The organism is Bacillus salipaludis, assembly GCF_004358205.1.
The window spans coordinates 469,746-489,419 of record NZ_SMYO01000004.1; the positions used below are offsets into that span (position 1 = coordinate 469,746).

15 protein-coding genes and 1 pseudogene are annotated in these 19,674 nt (G+C 38.4%); 12 read left to right on the top strand and 4 right to left on the bottom strand.

Going from position 1 to position 19,674, the window contains the following annotated elements; genetic code table 11:
- The first annotated feature begins 135 nt into the window (after positions 1-135).
- The 3 genes from E2K98_RS10410 (at position 136) to E2K98_RS10420 (ending at position 4,277) form a co-directional block, all read left to right on the top strand.
- Positions 136-1,713 carry a glutathione ABC transporter substrate-binding protein gene (locus E2K98_RS10410; protein ID WP_133334164.1) on the top strand — a complete coding sequence of 526 codons (1,578 nt, stop codon included), beginning with the start codon at positions 136-138 and terminating at the stop codon, positions 1,711-1,713.
- Positions 1,714-1,795: 82 nt separating this feature from the next.
- Complete coding sequence (locus E2K98_RS10415) at positions 1,796-3,034, top strand: amidohydrolase family protein (RefSeq protein WP_133334165.1); 1,239 nt, start codon at positions 1,796-1,798, stop codon at positions 3,032-3,034.
- Positions 3,035-3,056: 22 nt separating this feature from the next.
- Positions 3,057-4,277 (top strand): amidohydrolase, encoded by a 1,221-nt coding sequence (locus E2K98_RS10420; RefSeq protein WP_133334166.1) that lies wholly within the window; start codon positions 3,057-3,059, stop codon positions 4,275-4,277.
- Between the two features lie 53 nt (positions 4,278-4,330).
- On the opposite strand, the pseudogene E2K98_RS10425 reads toward E2K98_RS10420, so the two are convergent.
- Positions 4,331-5,179: pseudogene (locus E2K98_RS10425) on the bottom strand (DUF2935 domain-containing protein).
- A gap of 161 nt (positions 5,180-5,340) precedes the next feature.
- Between E2K98_RS10425 and E2K98_RS10430 the strand changes: the two are divergent.
- Complete coding sequence (locus E2K98_RS10430) at positions 5,341-6,936, top strand: acetolactate synthase large subunit (RefSeq protein WP_133334167.1); 1,596 nt, start codon at positions 5,341-5,343, stop codon at positions 6,934-6,936.
- 83 nt (positions 6,937-7,019) lie between these two features.
- On the opposite strand, the gene E2K98_RS10435 is transcribed toward E2K98_RS10430, so the two are convergent.
- The 3 genes from E2K98_RS10435 to E2K98_RS10445 all read right to left on the bottom strand — a co-directional run bounded on the left by E2K98_RS10435 (position 7,020) and on the right by E2K98_RS10445 (position 9,161).
- Positions 7,020-7,109: a YjcZ family sporulation protein gene (locus E2K98_RS10435; RefSeq protein ID WP_133334168.1), complete on the bottom strand. Its 90-nt coding sequence runs from the start codon at positions 7,107-7,109 to the stop codon at positions 7,020-7,022.
- Positions 7,110-7,290: 181 nt separating this feature from the next.
- Positions 7,291-8,568: an FAD-dependent oxidoreductase gene (locus E2K98_RS10440; protein ID WP_133334169.1), complete on the bottom strand. Its 1,278-nt coding sequence runs from the start codon at positions 8,566-8,568 to the stop codon at positions 7,291-7,293.
- A gap of 146 nt (positions 8,569-8,714) precedes the next feature.
- Complete coding sequence (locus E2K98_RS10445) at positions 8,715-9,161, bottom strand: Dps family protein (RefSeq protein ID WP_133334170.1); 447 nt, start codon at positions 9,159-9,161, stop codon at positions 8,715-8,717.
- A 344-nt stretch (positions 9,162-9,505) separates the two neighbouring features.
- Between E2K98_RS10445 and E2K98_RS10450 the strand changes: the two genes are divergently transcribed.
- From E2K98_RS10450 to E2K98_RS10485, 8 genes are all read left to right on the top strand, one after another.
- Positions 9,506-10,111 carry a cell wall hydrolase gene (locus E2K98_RS10450; RefSeq protein ID WP_208025348.1) on the top strand — a complete coding sequence of 202 codons (606 nt, stop codon included), beginning with the start codon at positions 9,506-9,508 and terminating at the stop codon, positions 10,109-10,111.
- A gap of 404 nt (positions 10,112-10,515) precedes the next feature.
- Positions 10,516-11,856, top strand: a complete 1,341-nt coding sequence (locus tag E2K98_RS10455) for an APC family permease (protein WP_208025349.1) — start codon at positions 10,516-10,518, stop codon at positions 11,854-11,856.
- A 216-nt stretch (positions 11,857-12,072) separates the two neighbouring features.
- Positions 12,073-13,356 (top strand): Glu/Leu/Phe/Val family dehydrogenase, encoded by a 1,284-nt coding sequence (locus E2K98_RS10460; RefSeq protein ID WP_133334171.1) that lies wholly within the window; start codon positions 12,073-12,075, stop codon positions 13,354-13,356.
- A 268-nt stretch (positions 13,357-13,624) separates the two neighbouring features.
- Positions 13,625-13,921 (top strand): SAV0927 family protein, encoded by a 297-nt coding sequence (locus E2K98_RS10465; protein ID WP_026576834.1) that lies wholly within the window; start codon positions 13,625-13,627, stop codon positions 13,919-13,921.
- A 13-nt stretch (positions 13,922-13,934) separates the two neighbouring features.
- A complete protein-coding gene (locus E2K98_RS10470) occupies positions 13,935-14,183 on the top strand; it encodes a biotin/lipoyl-binding protein (protein ID WP_133334172.1) in 249 nt (82 codons plus the stop codon).
- 117 nt (positions 14,184-14,300) lie between these two features.
- A complete protein-coding gene (locus E2K98_RS10475) occupies positions 14,301-16,436 on the top strand; it encodes a sigma 54-interacting transcriptional regulator (RefSeq protein ID WP_133334173.1) in 2,136 nt (711 codons plus the stop codon).
- Between the two features lie 276 nt (positions 16,437-16,712).
- Positions 16,713-18,206: an aldehyde dehydrogenase family protein gene (locus E2K98_RS10480; RefSeq protein WP_133334174.1), complete on the top strand. Its 1,494-nt coding sequence runs from the start codon at positions 16,713-16,715 to the stop codon at positions 18,204-18,206.
- Positions 18,207-18,300: 94 nt separating this feature from the next.
- A complete protein-coding gene (locus E2K98_RS10485) occupies positions 18,301-19,671 on the top strand; it encodes a putrescine aminotransferase (protein WP_133334175.1) in 1,371 nt (456 codons plus the stop codon).
- Positions 19,672-19,674: the final 3 nt, after the last annotated feature.

Here is a 19,674-nt window from a genome sequence, read left to right on the forward strand (position 1 = left end):
TATTTTAAAAACATGTAAAAATTCTGTAAATATTCAATTTATTATTCTTCTATAATTCAATTAAGCGCAAGAAGGATTGGTAGAAAAGGTAAATTGCATGTAACATTCAAATTCTTACAAAAAGGGGAGAAGAAAATGAAGAAGAAAAAATCAATCTTTAAAAACGGTATGCTAGTCGTTTTAATAGGATTAGTTCTATTGTTTACACAGGCATGTTCAACAAAATCAAACACAGAAAATAAGACCGATAATAAGTCCGAAGCAGCAAAAGAAGGAGGGACGTTAACCATTGTTCGTCTTTCAGATGCGACAAAGCTGGATCCGCAGTTTATTACCGATATCCCATCAAATAATGTTATCTATCAAAAGGTTTATGAAACATTGGTTGTACCCGATAAGGACATGCACATTCAGCCATTACTAGCTGAATCTTGGAAAGTGATAAATGATAAGACTTGGGAGTTCAAACTGAGAAAAGGGATAAGTTTCCATGATGGTGCACCGTTTAATGCAGAAGCAGTAAAAGCAACTTTAGATCGATTGCTGGATCCAAAGGTTGGATCACCTTCTCGTGCAAAATTTGAAATGATTAAAGAAGTAAAGATTGTCGATGATTATACCGTGCAGTTATTGCTTAAGTATCCATATGCACCATTATTGTCCATTCTTGCAAGTAGTGAAGGAAGTATTATCAGTCCGAAAGCGATAAAAGAAAATTCGGAAAAGTTGTCTGAACACCCAGTAGGTACAGGTCCATTTGTTTTTGAAGATTGGAAATCCGGTCAGGAAATATCTCTAAAGAAAAATGATAAATACTGGGGTACAAAACCAAAGATTGATCGTGTAGTCTTTAAGGTTGTTCCTGAAGATTCAACACGTTTAGCGATGATTGAGACAGGTGAGGCACAAATTAATGACCAGGTTCCTGTTACGGAGATCGAACGAATCGAAGCGTCTAATACAATGGGCTTGTATCGTACAGATGGACTTGCAGTTGAATATCTTGGGTTTAATGTAAAGAAAAAACCGCTTGACAATGTCAAGGTTCGTAAGGCAATTAGTCATGCGATTGAGAGGGAAGCGATCATTAAAGGTGTTTACAACAATGTAGGGACGCTTGCCAATTCGGCAATGAGTCCAAAGGTATTCGGATATAGTGAGAATGTACAGCCATATGATTATGACATTAACGAAGCAAAGAAATTATTGAAGGAAGCTGGATATCAAAAAGGTTTGAAATTAACCTTGCTAACCAGTGATCGAAAAGAGCGTATTAATATGGCTGAGGTTATTCAATCCCAGTTAAAAGGAATTGGGGTTGATGTGGAAATTCAGGTTATGGAATATGGTGCTTATATTGACGTAATAGAAAAAGGTACATTTGATATGGCAATCGGCGGCTGGGGAAATGCCACTGGAGATGGAGACTATAACCAATACAACTTATTCCATTCCTCATCACAAGGTCCTGCCGGAAATACTTTTTATTATAGTAATCCGGAAGCAGACAAACTTATCGTAGCAGCGCGCCAAGAAATGGATGAAACAAAACGAAAGGCTCTTTACGAGAAAGTTATGAAAATAGAATTAGCTGACGCAGTCTATGTACCAATCCGAAACTATGAGCACATTGCAGCTTATAGCAAAAATATTAATGGTTTCTGGATGAATCCTGCAAGCTATTTAATGATTAATGATGTGACTGTGAAGTAATCATCATCTGAGGCACTTACCTTATTGATAAGTGCCTCTATTAGTATTTTAAGAGAAAGATATAAAAATAGGAGGAATGGAAATGAAATCTTATTGGTTAAAGAATGTTCGTCTCGAAAAAGGATTTATTTTTGAAGAAGGACGAATTGCTGGGACAGAAACGGAAATTTGTCATTTGAAAATAGAAGACGGAAAAATAGCTGAAATCAGCTATACAGCGCCTCTCCCTGAGGAAAATCAGGTTGATGCTAAAGAAAACCTTCTATTACCCTCATTAAGGGATATGCATATTCACATCGATAAAACTTATTATGGCGGCCCTTGGAAGGCTTGTACCCCGTTAACCAAAGGAATTTTTACGAGATTAGAAGAAGAGAAGGAACTGCTGCCGAAATTATTGCCAACTGCCGGGGAGCGGGCGGAAAAAATGATAGAGCTGCTCCTCCAAAACGGTCATACACATATCCGAACACACTGTAATGTAGACCCAGTCATTGGGTTGAAAAACTTAGAGGCAACTGTCAATGCCCTTGAAAAATATAAAGATGTTTTAACCTATGAAATTGTTGCCTTTCCACAGCATGGATTGTTAAAGAGTAATTCTGTTCAATTAATTCGTGATGCTATGCGAAATGGTGCTACCCTAGTTGGCGGAGTTGATCCTGCAACAGTAGACAGAAATATTGAAAAATCACTTGAAACAATTTTTGATATTGCTGTAGAAGCAGATGCAGGGGTGGATATTCATTTACATGATCCTAATAGTTTAGGTGCGTTTACCTTTGAAAGAATGGCTCATTATACGAAGGAAGCAGGAATGAAAGGAAAAGCGACCATCAGCCACGGTATCGCCTTAGGTGATTTACAGGGAAATGCACTTGAAGAAATGTCTGCAATGTTGAACGAGCAGAATATTGATGTAACGACAACAGTTCCTGTGAATCGCCCGACGATTCCGATTCCAACTCTGGATAAATTAGGTATAAAGGTTTCTGTTGGACATGACAGCATCACAGATCACTGGTCGCCATTTGGAACAGGGAATACCATTCAAAAAATTAGTATCCTCGCAGAGAGATTCCGAATGATTGAAGAGTATTCATTATCAGCTTCTTTGAAATATGCAACTGGAGGAGTTACTCCATTAAACGAAAAAGGCGAACGGGTTTGGCCAAATGTTGGGGATGATGCAACGATGATGTTGGTAAAGGCCTCATGTTCAGCTGAGGCCGTTGCACGAAGGTCAGAAGTTGAATCTTTATTTTTTAAAGGGAAAAAGGTGGAAAGTAAACTAGAAAAACCAAGATCTGTATTAGCTTAATAGACTGGAGGAGGAATGAAAAATGGCATTACCATATTGGTTAACCAATGTTAGGCTCGAAACCGGCTTTGTTAAAGATGAAAAGGGAGCTGACGAAACAAAGACAGAGCTTTTTCATTTAAAAATAGAGAATGGAAAGATCGTAGAAAAGCAGAAGCATAGCTTTGAAATACCTGCCGAAGAAAAAGTAGTGGATGGAAAAGAGCTTCTAGCGATTCCAACATTTAAAGAAATGCATAACCATTTAGATAAAACCTATCTTTCTCTTGATTGGAAGGCATGTAAACCGTCAAAAAATTTAGCAGACCGCTTGCGTTTGGAAGCATTGGAGCTTGAAAAATTAGCACCAACAACAAAACAACGTGCAAGCAATATGATTGAATTACTTTTATCAAATGGGGCAACACATATCCGTACGCATGTGAATATTGATCCGTATATCGGTTTGAAAAACTTGGAGGGGGTCAAAGCCGCACTTGAGGAGTACTCGGATAAATTGACCTACGAAATTGTTGCTTTTCCACAGCACGGCTTGTTACGAGAAAATGTCATTCCGCTTATGAAAGAAGCTATGAGATCTGGGGCTCAGCTTGTCGGTGGACTTGACCCGGCTGGTATTGACCATAATATCGAAAAATCTCTATTTGAGGTAATGAATTTAGCGACCGAATTCGATGCCGATGTAGATATTCATTTACATGATGGGGGACATGTTGGATATTATACTGTTGACAAATTAACTGAGTTGGTATCGGAAGCAAATTGGCATAATCGTGTGGCAGTTAGCCATGCATTTAGCTTAGGGGATGTACCAATCCCTCAACAAGAGGAGATTGCTGATAAATTAAGTGCATTAGGAATGTCCATTATGTCAACCATCCCAATTACCAGAACATTGCCTCCAATTGATATTCTGGATCAAAAAGGAGTAAATGTGTTTTTAGGGTGTGATGGATTTTATGACTCTTGGGGGCCATTTGGAACAGGGGATGTATTAGAAAAGGTTACAAACTTCTGTGAACTTTATAGAAAAAGCGATGAAAAATCACTTTCTTCATCTTTAAAATGGGCCACAGGTGGAATGACATCACTATCAAAAGATGGTAAGGTTACTTGGCCGCTGGAAGGCGATGAGGCAAATCTCATTTTAGTAAATGCCTCTTGTTCAGCAGAAACAGTTGCCAGGAGACCAAAGCGTGAGGCTGTTATTTTTAAGGGAAAAGTAGTATACGGAGAAATTTAATCTTCCAAGAATCAAAAGAAGAGACAGCCCTTTCTTGTCTCTTCTTTGTTTTATTATTGTTGAAGTTCCTGTTGCTTCACCTTTAACCTTTCCTCTAATACACGTACCATATGAAGGAAATGGTCCGCCTCTCTCACGACATGGTCGGCCAATAACGGATCAATTACATTTCTGATTTGACAATTTTTAATAAAATCTAATCCTGCCTGCTTAAAATTGCGAATTTCTTGTGCAGCGTTTTCACTGTCTTTATTCAACTTTCCGATAATCGGGTAGGTTGGTTGTTTCTAATAGAGCATTGATTCAACATCTCTTGCCTGATTGAGAAGAACTTCAAAATCATCCCCAAATTTCAATGCCGCTCTTACTAAATTTCGTTCCGATTGATCTAATAGTGAAGCAATAAATCGGGAATGCTCCATCATAATCCGTAACCAAAACACATTTTCTTTAATAATCGCATCTTGAATGGGATCTAAAATTCCTTCATTGAATTTTTTTAACGTCCGCATAAAATATTCAGCTTCCCTGGCAATATGGTCGACCAGAGGCGGAAAGTTAAATCCCATTACCTTACAATTGATGATTAAGATTAGAAGATTTCTTTTGAAATTCCGTAAACCTAAAACTAGGTTAATCGAGTCTTCGTTTAATTTACGGACAGCGGTAACGTTATTGGGAGTATTGTAGGCTCTTTTTTCCTGTTCCTGAAAATAATGATAAAAGCGGTCTGTCTGTTGAATCAGATGTTTGTCATGGCGGCCAAAACCTTCGCCCAAAAAATAAGAATGCTCTTTCATAATACGCAGCCAAAATTTATTTTCTTCTAAGGAGCGTTCGATAAATAGTTGTTCCGTTAATGATTCTGGCTGTGCGGCAAATGTTTCCGGGGCAATTAACATTTGATTGTTAGAATCTATAAATCCTGATTTACCATCATTAGTCCCCCCTTCTAAAAACACGCATACATTCTATATGTATTAGCGTCCAATTCTAGTTATGTTTTATGGAAAAATAAATTTGGGTAAAGAATAGATGTAAGAAAGATAACTGGAGGAAAAAAATGAAAGCTTCGGATTTATTGGTATATTGCTTAGAAAACGAAGGTGTTGAATTTATTTTTGGAATTATTGGTAGCGAAGTCATTGATTTGGCCGATTCTTTATCAAAATCAGAAAAAATAAAATACATAACAGTCCGGCATGAGCAAGGAGCTGCCTTTATGGCTGATGTATACGGCCGTCTTAGTGGAAAGCCTGGTGTATGTCTGGCAACACTCGGACCAGGAGCGACAAATCTATTAACCGGTATTGCAAGTGCCAACCTAGATCACTCTCCTGTTGTAGCAATAACCGGTCAAAAAGGCCTTAATGTACAGCATAAAAATGCGCATCAGTACGTTGAAATAGTTAAGGTTTTTGAACCGGCAGCAAAGTGGTCGGTGCAATTAAAGGATGCCAATACAATCCCGGAAATCATCAGAAAATCTTTTCGGGTTGCTACTAGCGAAAAACCGGGGGCAGTCGCAATTGAGTTACCGGAGAATATCGCAAAAGCCAATACTACAACCAAACCTTTAACCCCTACACCATTGCCAATGAGTGTGCCTTCAGGAGAAGCTTTAAGGGAAGCCGCTCGATTGCTAAATCAATGTAAAAAGCCATTTATTATTTTGGGAAACGGGGTCATTAGGCAAAATGCTGTAAAGGAAGTGCAAACTTTTATTGAGCGGTTAGGCTGCCCGACTGCCAATAGTTTTATGGCAAAAGGGATTTTATCAAAAGAGCACCCACAAAATTATTATTCATTTGGTTTCAATGAAAAGGATTATGCCATCCGGGGGATGGAGGAGTCCGATTTACTTGTGGTAATTGGTTTTGACATTAATGAAAAACTACCGTCGGAATGGAATAAGAAAAAAGTATCGGTTCTCCATATCGACCCTTTACCTGCCGAGGTGGAGGTGGGCTATCCGGTTGTGGGAGAATTAGTAGGCAATTTAAAGGAAACGCTTCGTTTGATCTTTGAGCAGGAGATTCTGTCTAAACCTTGGCAGCCAGCTGGAGATCTAAAGAAGCGAATAGAAGACGCCTACTCTATTAGTGAAAATGTGCCTAACCCTGCAAATTTAACACTTGAAAACATTCTACATGTAATCGAAAAATTATCTTCTGAACAAACAGTAGTTATTTCGGATGTAGGAGCTCATAAAGTCGCAGTAGCGAGAACCTTTCAACCGAAACATGCAAACCAACTCGTGATTTCCAACGGATTAGCTTCAATGGGAATATCGATACCAGGTGCGATTGGGGCGAAATTGGCGGCACCGGAAAAAACGGTGATTGTGTTAACAGGGGATGGGGGAGCATTAATGAATTTCGCCGAGCTTGAAACGGCCAAACGTTTAGGGCTGACTTTTATCATTATTTTATTAAATGATTCCATGTTAAAGCTTGAAGTAGAGGCCATGAATAAAGCGTTTGGTGAAAATTATGGGGTAACCTTCTCAAACCCTGATTTCGTACAATTGGTAGAAAGTTTCGGGGCAAAAGGCATGAGAGCAACTCAAATTACCGAGTTTGAAGAAATACTGGCAGCGGCAATGGGTAAATCGCAAGAGATTTGTTTAATAGATGCGATTTTGCAGGAAAAGGTTTAAGCGATAGACGACAAACTCCAAAAAAGAGGTGGCGGTGAACAAACGTTCACCGCCGCTTCTTTAACCCTATAATCCAATCATCATCAGTACATCATAAAGGATGCACCAACAATGATTAAGAGGATGAATAGAACAACAATTAGCGCAAAGTTGTTTCCGTGTCCATCAGACATTGTAGAATCACCTCCTACTTCTATTCATAATAATTTATGCTTGTTTTTTTCACGCGTAATGGACAAAGGTTGATTTTTTGAAAAATGTTGAAAAATATCTAACTATGAGGAAAAGGGACTGAAATGAGGAAAAATAAAAAAACGGACTCAGAACATCTGAATCCGTTAGTTTTATAAAAAATCAACTATATTGCGGACGTAGTTTAGTCCGTTTATTAACGTGCTGCTCTGCCCCTATTGCAGCAATCGCGCCATCCGCTGCAGAAATGACCGCTTGTTTGATTGGAGTTCTTCTCGCATCCCCGCCGGCAAAAACACCTTCGGCACTAGTCTGAAGAAGTTCATCAACACTCACATAGCCTTCCTCATCTCGCATTACTGCGCCTTTTAAGAAATCGGTTCCCGGTTTCATCCCGCCAAGATATAAGAAGACACCATCTGCATCCCATACTTGTTCTTCTTTTTTATCATTTAAAATCACAATTTTCTCAACGCTATCCGTTCCAATAATTTCTCTTAAACGATGACGGCGATAGATTTCAACCTTTGGATTGTTTTCAAGCCCGGATAGGTCTGCATCCCCTTTTAAATTCTCAATTGGAATTAATAATTTGACCCTTTTACAATATTTTGAAAGTGTTTCAGCCTCATGAATGGCTTCTTCGTTATCTCCAACAACTGCGACAACCTGGTCCTGATAGAAAGCGGCATCGCAAGTTGAACAGTAGCTGACACCTCGTCCGGTAAATTCCTCTTCTCCCTTTATTTTATTTGATGGAGCCTTTGCACCAACCGCAATAAAGACACTTTTCGCTTGAACCGTTCCCTTTGCCAATTCAATCTTCTTAATTTCATTCGTGAAATCCACAGATAATACAGTAGAACGAACAAATTCCGCCCCAAAATCCTTTGCTTGAGCCTGCATTCTAGTTAAAAGCTCGAGACCAGTCAGTTCTTCACGTACTCCTGGATAGTTCGCGATTTTATGGGTAATAGCTAAGGTTCCCGCCTTAGGCGCCTTATCAATGACAAGAGTCTTTAATTTTCCGCGTGCTGCATAAACAGCTGCAGATGCTCCGGCAGGTCCTCCTCCGATTGTAACAAAATCATAAACTTCTTCGAGAACTTGAGGGGTTACAGGTTGAAAAATAGATGTTTCCTCAACCTTCACTTGTTCCATAGTTGGTTTTTCCTTGTTGGACGAACTATCAGCATCTTCAGGAATATCAAGAAGCTTCCTAAACTTTTTCTCTTGAAAACCTAATACAAGCTTGCCATTAATAAAGGTTGCAGGTGTACCAAAAATTTTCCGTTCCTTTAGCTGATCGAAATACTCTTTATGTATGGAAGCATTCCGTTCTTCGTATTCAATTCCCCAATCCTTTAAAGCAGATTTTACTTTTTCGCAATAAGGGCAGCCAGTACTGCTGTAAACAATTACTTCTAATTTTTCTGTCATAATTGCAGCCTCCTAAATAAATCCTTTTCTGTTACTATTATAATAATATTAATATTAGTTAAAAGTCAATCCTTTTTAATAATTATTATAATTTAAATGAATGCAAAAAACAGAGTCCAATCATCATGCTGGACTCTATAACAGGTTTAAATTGTTTTACCAAGGAAGGCTTGGAGCATCCAAATATGTTTTTCTAAGCCAGAGTGGATGGCTAGAAGCATATCGCCGGTCGTTTCATCATTCAATTCCCCGGCTAAGTTCATTCCCTCTTTTAATTCCCCGGTGATAATTGAGAAATCGTTAATAATGGATTGAACCATGGCCTCAGCGGCTTCGTTGCCGTTTGCTTCTTGGATGGATGAAAGCTCCAAACATTCTTTCATGGTTGCGACAGGATTTCCACCAATGGATAAGAGTCGTTCGGCAAGTTCGTCCACGTGAACACCTGCTTCATTATAAAATTCCTCGAATTTAGTATGTAACGTAAAAAATTGGTTTCCTTTTACATACCAATGATAATTATGAAGCTTCATGTAGAGAACAGACCAATTGGCGATTTGCTTATTTAATACACTAACTAGTTGATTATTCATTAATAAAACCTCCTCATTTTCAATTTCTTCTATATTATTTCTAAAAAGATAGGAAAGATTCCTTTTTGATTTTTAGTTGAATGATGTCAATTTGGTGAAGATTTCCGGTTTGTGTTACATGAGCGAAACATCTTGTAAAAAAGCATCCTAAAACATCCAATTTAGTTGAGGTCTGGAAAAAAATGATTTTTGGTTGGTAATTCCATTTGCTGAATAAATGCATTTATAGCAGTGGCTAAATGAGTTTATTTATACCTTCCACTTTTTGGGTACTGAATAAGAATGTTACAACTGATAGCCTTATAGATAGACAAACGAGCGAAATGATTAGGAGGTTTTAAGATATGAAATTTAATAAACTTAAGAAACTAGTAATTGCTGCGGGTATGATGGTATCTTTATCAGCATTTACTTTAACAACAAAATCAGAAGCGGCAACAGGAACAGCACATAAAGTACAATATGGTGAATCATACTGGAAAATTGCAAAAGGATTCGGAATACCTGTAAATAGCTTAATGGCAGCAAACCATAATGCACCTCTTTATGCAGGTCAAACTATAACATTACCATACTCTACAGTCTCAGCAGCAGATAAAGAGCTAATGGCTCGACTTGTACATGCAGAGGCAGTTGGTGAACCTTATGCAGGAAAAGTGGCAGTTGCTACGGTTATTTTAAACAGAGTTTCAAGCCCTGATTTTCCAAATACCATAAGAAAAGTGATTTATCAAATCTCTAATGGACACTATGCATTCACTCCTGTACAAGACGGTCGAATCAATCAACCAGCCGACGCAGCATCCAAACGTGCTGTAAATGAAGCATTAGCCTTTAGAGGTCAAGGAAACGGCTCACTATTTTTCTACAATCCAAGAACAGCTCAAAGTAAATGGATTTTCTCACGACCGGTTACGGTTACAATCGGAAATCATCGATTTGCAAAATAAGTGCCTGGCACCACCCGAATTTTTCTTGTTTCACATGATTGTTTCACACCCCTAAAAAGCAGTGGATTCCGTATTATGGAATGCCACTGCTTTTTATTATCTTTAATTATGAAGAAAGTACTCAAAGAATGTCGAAATTTCTGGTGACAAATTTTATTTACTATGGAATAATGTATGCATGAATGCATAATTCTGAAAATTGTTAATTAACTGCACTAATGAAACTAACTACCGATAGTAAGTGTTTTTTCTACTATTATTAGAGTAGAAATATTGGCATAAAAATTGCACTTTAGTATATTGAACTTTTTAAAAGTAAGGGGGAGTGAAAAATTAGTGAAAATCAAAAGGGTTATTTACCCGTTGAAAGCGGTTTAATTATTTAATTTTTGGGGGAATGATATGTGGAAAATACTGTACATTTAAAAAGGTCGCTCAAGTTATGGCAGATTGTCGTTATGGGGCTCTCTTATATGGCTCCCATGGCTGTTTTTGACACCTTTGGAATTGTATCTGGGGAAACAAATGGGCATGTTCCAACAGCTTATATCATTGCATTACTTGGAATGCTATTTACAGCTATAAGTTACGGAAAACTCGTTCGGGTTTTTCCAGAAGCTGGATCGGCGTATACGTACACACAAAAAGCAATTAACAGCCACTTGGGATTTCTTGTAGGCTGGTCATCTTTGCTGGACTACTTATTCTTGCCCATGGTCAATGCACTATTAACAAAACTATATTTAAATTCTTTATTCCCTTCCGTTCCTGATTTCATTTGGGTATTGATTTTTGTTGGAATCGTTACATTTTTAAACTTGCGAAGTGTTAATATTCTTGCAAATTTCAATGCATTTTTTGTATTTGTTCAAATAGCGATTATTATTGTATTTATCGTCCTTGTTATAAATGGATTGAATCATGGTGAGGGGCAGGGGACTGTATTCAATTTACAGCCTTTTTTTAAAGAAGGAATGAATGCCTCCCTTCTAGTTACCGGCGCAACAATTCTTTGCTTTTCTTTTTTGGGATTTGATGCGGTTACGACTCTTTCGGAGGAAACACCGGACCCGAAAAAAACAATTCCTAAAGCCATTTTGCTTACTGCATTATTCGGCGGCATTATCTTTGTTGTTACTTCCTTTTTTATTCAATTATTTTTCCCAGACATTTCAAGATTCAAAAATCCGGATGCAGCACTTCCGGAAATTGCACTTTTTGTTGGTGGGAAACTGTTCCAATCAATTTTCTTGTGCACCACTCTTGTAAATACTCTCGCTTCCGGCCTTGCATCTCAAGCCAGTATTTCACGTTTATTATACGTAATGGGGCGTGACAATGTATTTCCTGAAAAGTGGTTTGGTTATATTCATCCAAAATATAGGACACCGGTCTTTAACGTGATCCTGGTAGGAGTGATTTCTCTTTCGGCTTGGTTCTTTGATTTAGTAACAGCTACTTCTTTAATTAACTTTGGTGCGTTAATGGCCTTTACATTTGTTAACCTTTCTGTCATAAGTCATTATGCATTCCGGAAAAAAATGCATCGAACGCCAAAAGGATTTTTCAATTATGTAATTATGCCATTAATTGGGGCCGGGACGGTTGGGGTTCTCTGGTTCAACCTTGAAGCCAGTTCTTTGATTATGGGATTAGCGTGGTTTACCATTGGGTTTACATATCTACTCTATTTAACGAAAGCTTTCCGTAATGCTCCGCCACAATTTAAGGCTGAAGAAGCCTAATATATGGTAGTTGAAAACGCATTCTAGCCAATTAGAATGCGTTTTTTTATTTTTCTGAAAAAATTATGCAAAATTGCATAACCTCAATCATTTTTTCATAATTTTCAAAAGCGCATAGCTGCTATGTATTAAAAAAACTCAGTAAAATAGCGGCTTTTTCAAGTTGGCACGGAACTTGCTAATACCTTTTATAAGAATAAAAAATGAGGTGTTAAAATGACAGTCAGTACACAGAAAAATGATACTAATTTAAAGGAACAGGATAATTCGCTTAATGAATTTCAAGAAACATTAAAGGAAGCGGCAAGCGTCCTAAATTATCCATCTCAAGTATTTGAATTTTTAAGTAAACCAATGAGATTTTTAGAGGTTAGTATTCCGATAACCATGGATAATGGGCAAACAAAGATTTTCCAAGGATACCGTGCTCAGCATAATGATGCACCTGGTCCAACTAAAGGCGGGATTCGTTTTCATCCAGATGTTACCCCTGAGGAGGTAAAGGCATTGGCCGGATGGATGAGTTTAAAATGCGGAATTACCGATCTTCCATATGGAGGGGCAAAAGGTGGAATTATTTGCGATCCGCGTGAGATGAGTTTAAATGAATTGGAAAAATTGAGCCGAGGCTATGTAAGAGCAGTAAGTCAAATTGTCGGACCAACAAAAGATATTCCCGCACCTGATATGTATACAAACTCTCAAATTATGGCCTGGATGCTGGACGAATATGACCATATCCGTGAATTTGACTCACCAGGATTTATTACCGGTAAGCCTATTGCCTTGGGCGGGTCCAAAGGCCGCGAAACAGCTACCTCTAAAGGTGTTTTATATACTTTACAAATGGTAAGTGAATTAAAAAATATGCCATTAAAAGATATGCGCGTAATTATTCAAGGTTTCGGTAATGTCGGAAGCTATTTAGCTAACTATTTATATGAATTGGGAGCAAAGGTAATCGGGATTGGAGACCTGCTTGGTGGGGTATATGATGAGAATGGTTTAGATATCCCTAACTTAATTGACAGTCGGGATTCATTTGGAATCGTCAGCAACCGTTTTAATCAAGCGATTACAAACCAAGAATTATTAGAAAAAGAGTGCGATGTTTTAATTCCGGCAGCGATTTCTGGTGTAATTAATAAACAAAATGCTCACAAGATTAATTGTAGTATTGTCATTGAAGCAGCGAACGGACCGACTACAAAAGAAGCGTTGAACATTCTTGATGAGCGGGATATTCTGGTTGTCCCTGATATCCTTGCAAATTCCGGCGGAGTTATTGTTTCCTATTTTGAATGGTGTCAAAACAATCAAGGCTACTACTGGAAAGAGGAAGAGGTTGACAGCCGCCTTAAGGAGAAAATCACCGATAGTTTTAAAAATGTATATAACACCTCAAAAAGATACAACGTCAATATGAAAATTGCTGCCTATATCGAAGGAATCCAGCGCTTGGCAGAGGCTTCAAGATTAAGAGGCTGGCTTAAATATTAAGCTTTGTTAAAGGACCATGTTGTTTTTGAACAACGTTGATTGGAGCGCAAGGCACGAAGACTCCTCGAAAATGCTACCGCATTTCCTTCGTGCGTGGGCGGATTCAAGGATGCAATTCAATGTCCTGTGGGAGTACGGGACAGGGGAGACCCCGCAGGAGCGAAGCGACGAGGAGGCTCCCCGGACCGCCCGCGAACCGCTTGTGCCTGGAGCGGAAATCAACAACTAAGTTTAAAAGGCCAAATATAAAAGAAGGGGGATTTTTTTAATGAAATTAGAATTCTTATCTGAACAAAAGGAACAGCAGCTTCTCCACTATTTTTGTATTATTTCCAATAACCACCGCTATGATTTAACGATTGGTTACTCCGAGCATTTCTTTGGAAAAGCAATGGTCACCTCTTTGCAGACAGGAAACATGGTATTACTTTGCCAGGAAGATACCCCTAATGATGAATTTTGGGCATACAAATTAGGAATTGAACAAGAAGACATTCCTGAATTCTATGAATTTTTTGATCTTGTCTTACACACGCAATCTTTTCAGGAGCAATATGAACATTAGGAGGTTAGAAGGCATGGATTTTGATGTGGTTCTTAGCCCTGTATACGGAAAGATTGAAAAAGTTTCCATAAAGGGAGAATCCAGAATTTATGAGTGGGAGCCATTATTTACAATCAAAACTGCAGAAGGTATCGTCGAAACGATTCAAACGGGAATAAGCGGAGAAATTCATTCATTGGAGGTTCAAGAAGGGGATCAAGTCATTCCCGGAATGGTCCTGGCATATGTTAAAGAAGATTTGTTCTTTACAGGAAGCGACTAACTTTTTAAAAAAAGGAAGATGGAGATTACATCTTCCTTTTAAGCATTTTTTTCTATTTGAAATTTTCTGTATTACGTGTAGTATAAGATTGACAAGGCTTTAAGGGGGATGTAATAGATGTTTTCCGTGGCAAAGGAAAAAATTAAGCCAATAATAGCAGTTGAAATCAGCGAGAATCAAGAAATAGTTGGATCTTCCATTAAAAACATCAAGGAACCCTTTTTATTCCTGAAAAAACAGGACAAATTATTTGCCTATGCGATAATGAATACACCATTACTTGAAAAGCTGGAAAGGCAAAATTTCAAGTTAGCGGTTTTACTTGAGCATACAAAGTCAATTGAAAATGTCTGTTATTTAGGGGAACATATTTCATTACCCGTCCTATTTCAAATTGTCGGGGAACCATTTGCAATCATAAGAGGAGAGGATGGAATTCCGAGCGGCTACATTCTCAGGGAAGACATCCTGGCAGAGCTTTTTAAACAAGAAAATAAAAGTGTGGATTTATTAAAAATCATGCTTACCTCGATACCAATGGGGATGTTTGTTTTAGATAAAGAAAAACGAATCATCAATTGTAATGATGCTGGCTTAAAAATGATTAAATCAACCTCCGATCAGGTTTTAAATCTTCCGGCAGAAAATATTTTTAGCGGAGAGCACATTCAGAATGTTTTTGAAACCGGAAAAACGCTTCTAAATCATCTCGAAATTACCAACGGAACAGGGGTCCTCGTTGATTATAGTCCTATATTAAACTATGACCATGAAGTAGATGGAATCATCATCGTGGTACAAGATTTACCAATGGTTGAAGAAATGGCGATGGAAATTGAGCATATCAAGGATTTAAATAAAGACTTAAATGCCATTCTTTCGAGCATTTATGATGAGATACTAGTAGTAAATGCGAAAGGTGAATTAATCAGGTACAGCGAAAACATCATCCAGGACTTTTGGAAGGTAGATTTAAAAGAGTTGATTGGAAAAAATATGTTCCAGCTTGAGGACCAAGGGTTGTTCACTCCTTCTGTGACAAGGTTAGTTATGGAACGAAAGAAAAAGGTTTCTGTTGTTCAGGAAACGAAAAATGGAAGACGGATTCTTGCGGTTGGAAATCCTATTTTTAATGATGAAAATGAATTGGATCGTATCATAATTGCTTCTAGGGATATCACAGAAACTACTAAGCTGAAAAGCGAATTAAAAGAAATGAAAAAGATCTCAGAGCAGTATAAGAAGGAATTGGATACGTTTAAAAGTAAGGACCGCTTTTTAAAAAAGTTAATTTATTGCAGCCCGAAAATGGAAAAGATTATGGGGCAAGTAAAGAAAATTGCTGATTTTTCTTCCACTGTCCTGCTCAATGGGGAGTCCGGTGTCGGAAAGGAAGTTATTGCTCAAGCAATTCATCAGCTAGGAAAACGAGCGGAGTATCCATTTCTAAAATTGAATTGTGGTGCCATCCCGGAAAATTTATTGGAAAGCGAATTATTTGGATACGTAAAGGGTGCTTTTACAGGTGCCGATAAGAACGGAAAAGACGGATATTTCAAACAAGCGGATGGGGGAATCCTGTTTCTGGATGAAATTGGTGAAATGCCGATGCATCTGCAGGTAAAGCTGCTGCGAGTTCTTCAGGAGCAGGAGGTTATTCCTGTCGGCAGTACCACTCCGTTTAAGATCAATGTCCAAATCATTGCTGCTACAAATAAGAAATTAGAGAAAATGGTGGAGGAAGGTACCTTCCGAGAGGATTTATTTTACCGCCTGAATGTCATTCCAATTCATATTCCACCATTAAGAGAACGGGTTGAGGACATTTCGTTGCTTGCATTTCATTTTCTTCAGCAGTTAAATGAAAAATATGAGCGGAATTATCATTTAACACCGGATGCGATTAATGTGATGGAGTTTTATCCATGGCCAGGGAATGTAAGGGAATTGCAAAATATTATTGAAAGATTAGTTGTTTCTGCGGATGAGCAGGCTATTGATGCAGAATTTGTCAGCCAGTTTTTATCATTAGGCTATGAATATAAAAAAATGAAGCCTGTGATTACGAGAGTCATCCCTCTGCAGGAGGCAATCGATCAGGTGGAGGAACAGTTAATTGTCCTCGCTATGAAGCAATATAAAACAACAACCAAAGCAGCAAAGGCATTAGGAATCAGCCAGTCCTCCGTCAGCAGGAAATATCAAAAAATTGTAAGTGAGAAAAATCTAAATACCGAAAAATTATCCACATAATCACCAAAAGCTGCATCAGACCTAAAATCTGATGCAGCTTTTTTTTATATATAGTATGGGTAAAAATTTTTGAACCAAAGTTGATTGGAGCGAAGCGCCTGAAGCGTAAATCAACCACCATGTTCAATAGGGCCTATGCAAAAAATAATAGGTTTATGCAAAAATGAATAGCTTTCTGTAAGGTAACTTGTTAAATCCTTTAATTAATAGGTTTTTAGAGTTGGCACGCTTCTTGCATTAATAGATAGTGAGGATTAATTAAGGAGGAAATTTCACATGGTCGAAATAAAAAACCGAGTTGCAAATCTAAAAATGTTTATTGATGGCGAATGGAAAGATTCTGAAAATCAAGAAACACGCCCAGTCATTAATCCAGCCAATGGTGAAGTGATTACCCATGCACCTGAGGGTACGGTCGCAGATGCACGCACGGCAATCTTTGCTGCCCGCAGAGCCTTTGAAGAGGGAGTATGGTCTGGATTATCAGCACAGGAAAGAGCCTCCTATTTATTTAAAATTGCTGACAAAATTGATGAGTATGCAGAAGAATTAACTCAGCTTGAAACAATGGACAATGGTAAAACCTTAAGAGAAGCTGGGGGCGATATTGGTGATGCAGCTGCTTGTTTCCGTTACTATGCAGGGTTGATTACTAAACCGGATGGCTTTACCTACCATGTAGCAGATCCAATGCAGGCAATGGTAGTCCGTGAACCTGTCGGCGTTTGCGGCTTAATAGTTCCGTGGAATTATCCATTACTAATGAGTGTTTGGAAAATTGCTCCAGCATTAGCTGCAGGAAATACAATTGTCTTTAAACCATCTGAAGTAACTCCGGTAACTCCGAAAAAATTATTTGAAATTTTTGAAGAAATCGGTTTGCCAAAAGGTGTTGCCAATATGGTCATGGGAGCGGGGGCAGTTGTTGGAAATGAAATTGCTTCTCATCCTGAAGTAGACATGGTTTCGTTTACCGGCGGCACGAAAACAGGAAAACATATCATGAAAACTGCGGCAGATACCATGAAAAAGGTTTCTTTGGAGCTAGGTGGTAAATCACCAAATATTATTTTTGCAGATGCTGACTTTGAAACCGCTGTAGATTGGGCATTATTTGGAATTTATTGTGGTACAGGTCAGGTGTGTTCGTCTGGATCAAGAATTCTTGTCGAAGAAAGCATTTATGATAAGTTTGTTGACCGTTTTGTCGAAAGAGCGAAGCAAATTAAAGTTGGTCCAGGGAATAATCCTGATTCAGAAATGGGACCACTTGTCAGCCAGCAACACATGGAAAAAGTTCTTCATTATATTGACCTTGGAAAACAAGAAGGTGCAAAGATTGCATGTGGTGGTAACAGAATTGTTGATAATGGTCTAGAAAATGGCTATTTTGTTGAACCAACTGTTTTTGTTGATGTAAACAATGATATGAAAATTGTTCAAGAGGAAATCTTTGGTCCCGTTGTTTGTATTCAAAAATTCAAGGATGAAGCTGAAGCGATCAAACTTGCTAATAGCACTGTTTACGGCCTTGCTGGTGCTGTATTCTCAACCGATGGAGCAAAGGCTTTACGAGTGATTAAAAAGGTTCGTTCCGGAATTACCTGGATTAACGCTTACCACCCAACTTACAACGAAGCACCGTGGGGCGGTTATAAACAAAGCGGTATCGGAAGAAGTCTTGGAACATTCGGTCTTGAAGAATTCCAAGAGATTAAACAAATTAATATTAACCTGCAGGTTGAACCAATCGGCTGGTTTTCAAACTAATTTTGAAAAGTGAAAGCGCCCGTTTTAGGGCACCGGAACTTGAAAAATATATATACAAAATTCAAATATTTATAACTAACAAGGAGAGATAAACATGAGTATCGATTTTAAAAGTGAAGTAAAAAGTGAAAAGAATCAAAATGTAACCGAATATATTAACAAGGTTTTAAATTTAATAGAAAAAGAAGATATTACGCAAGAAGATGCAGCTTGGATTACAAAAGAAACCCTTGATGGTTTCCGTGAAAATGTCAACCCTGGATTCCTTGAATACCGTAAAACCGTTACTGAAGGAGGTCAATTCGCTGCAGTAGAATGGTCTGATAGCGGTGCTGGCTTTAAAGATGTTAATGGTAAAGAATATATTGACTGTCTTGGCGGCTTTGGAATTTACAATGTTGGACACCGTAATCCAAAGGTTGTAAAGGCGGTTACTGATCAATTAAAACGCCAAGCCCTTCACAGCCAGGATCTTCTTGATCCACTTCGTGCAATGCTGGCAAAAATTTTAGGTGAAATTACCCCTGGTGATTTGAAATATGCTTTCTTTACAAATAGTGGTACAGAAAGTGTCGAGGCAGCTTTAAAACTTGCAAAAATGTACAGTGAGAGAACGACTTTTATCTCTACTACTCGCGCGTTCCATGGAAAGAGCCTTGGTTCATTATCCGGAACAGCGAAAGGAATGTTCCGTAAGCCATTCCTTCCATTAATTCCTGGTTTCCGTCACGTTCCATTTGGCGATATCGACATGATGAGAAAAACGTTTGAAGTTTGTGCATCAGTCGGGGAAGATGTGGCAGCTGTTATTCTTGAGCCTATCCAAGGTGAAGGCGGAATTATCCTACCTCCAGAAGGCTATTTAAAACAAGTAAGAGAGCTTTGTGACCAATATGGCGCATTACTCATTTTCGACGAAGTACAAACAGGTATGGGCCGTACAGGTAAAATGTTTGCGGCTGAATTATATGATGTAGTACCAGATATCATCTGTCTTGCAAAAGCGTTTGGCGGCGGTGTAATGCCAGCTGGTGCGATCGTGGCAAAAGAGGAAGTGTTCAAAAGCTGGTTCGCTAATCCATTTATGCATACAACAACATTTGGAGGAAACCCGCTTGCTTGTGCTGCAGCCATTGCTACAATCGGTGTGTTAATTGAAGAGAATTTACCACAGCGTGCAGCTGAGGCTGGAGAATACTTCCTTGCTGAGTTGAAAAAAGCAACGGTTGGCCATGAAGATAAAGTACAAGAAATCCGTGGTCAAGGCCTAATGATTGGCATCGAATTCCATAAGGATGAGATCGGTTATGAGGTGTCAAAAGGAATGTTTGATAACGGTATCCTTGTTGCAGGAACATTGATTAACTCAAAAACCATTCGTATTGAACCTGCTTTAACAATCAGCTATGAAGAAATCGATAAAGTTGTCAGCACCTTTAAGCAAGTGCTAGCTCAAGTGAAATAACAT

Coding starts and splice junctions, on each gene's coding strand:
- E2K98_RS10465 (WP_026576834.1), top strand. CDS start 13,625: ATGAAATTAGAATTCTTATCTGAACAAAAGGAACAGCAGCTTCTCCAC.
- E2K98_RS10435 (WP_133334168.1), bottom strand. CDS start 7,109: ATGTCTGATGGACACGGAAACAACTTTGCGCTAATTGTTGTTCTATTC.
- E2K98_RS10485 (WP_133334175.1), top strand. CDS start 18,301: ATGAGTATCGATTTTAAAAGTGAAGTAAAAAGTGAAAAGAATCAAAAT.
- E2K98_RS10470 (WP_133334172.1), top strand. CDS start 13,935: ATGGATTTTGATGTGGTTCTTAGCCCTGTATACGGAAAGATTGAAAAA.
- E2K98_RS10475 (WP_133334173.1), top strand. CDS start 14,301: ATGTTTTCCGTGGCAAAGGAAAAAATTAAGCCAATAATAGCAGTTGAA.
- E2K98_RS10445 (WP_133334170.1), bottom strand. CDS start 9,161: ATGAATAATCAACTAGTTAGTGTATTAAATAAGCAAATCGCCAATTGG.
- E2K98_RS10440 (WP_133334169.1), bottom strand. CDS start 8,568: ATGACAGAAAAATTAGAAGTAATTGTTTACAGCAGTACTGGCTGCCCT.
- E2K98_RS10420 (WP_133334166.1), top strand. CDS start 3,057: ATGGCATTACCATATTGGTTAACCAATGTTAGGCTCGAAACCGGCTTT.
- E2K98_RS10410 (WP_133334164.1), top strand. CDS start 136: ATGAAGAAGAAAAAATCAATCTTTAAAAACGGTATGCTAGTCGTTTTA.
- E2K98_RS10430 (WP_133334167.1), top strand. CDS start 5,341: ATGAAAGCTTCGGATTTATTGGTATATTGCTTAGAAAACGAAGGTGTT.
- E2K98_RS10480 (WP_133334174.1), top strand. CDS start 16,713: ATGGTCGAAATAAAAAACCGAGTTGCAAATCTAAAAATGTTTATTGAT.
- E2K98_RS10415 (WP_133334165.1), top strand. CDS start 1,796: ATGAAATCTTATTGGTTAAAGAATGTTCGTCTCGAAAAAGGATTTATT.
- E2K98_RS10450 (WP_208025348.1), top strand. CDS start 9,506: ATGAAATTTAATAAACTTAAGAAACTAGTAATTGCTGCGGGTATGATG.
- E2K98_RS10460 (WP_133334171.1), top strand. CDS start 12,073: ATGACAGTCAGTACACAGAAAAATGATACTAATTTAAAGGAACAGGAT.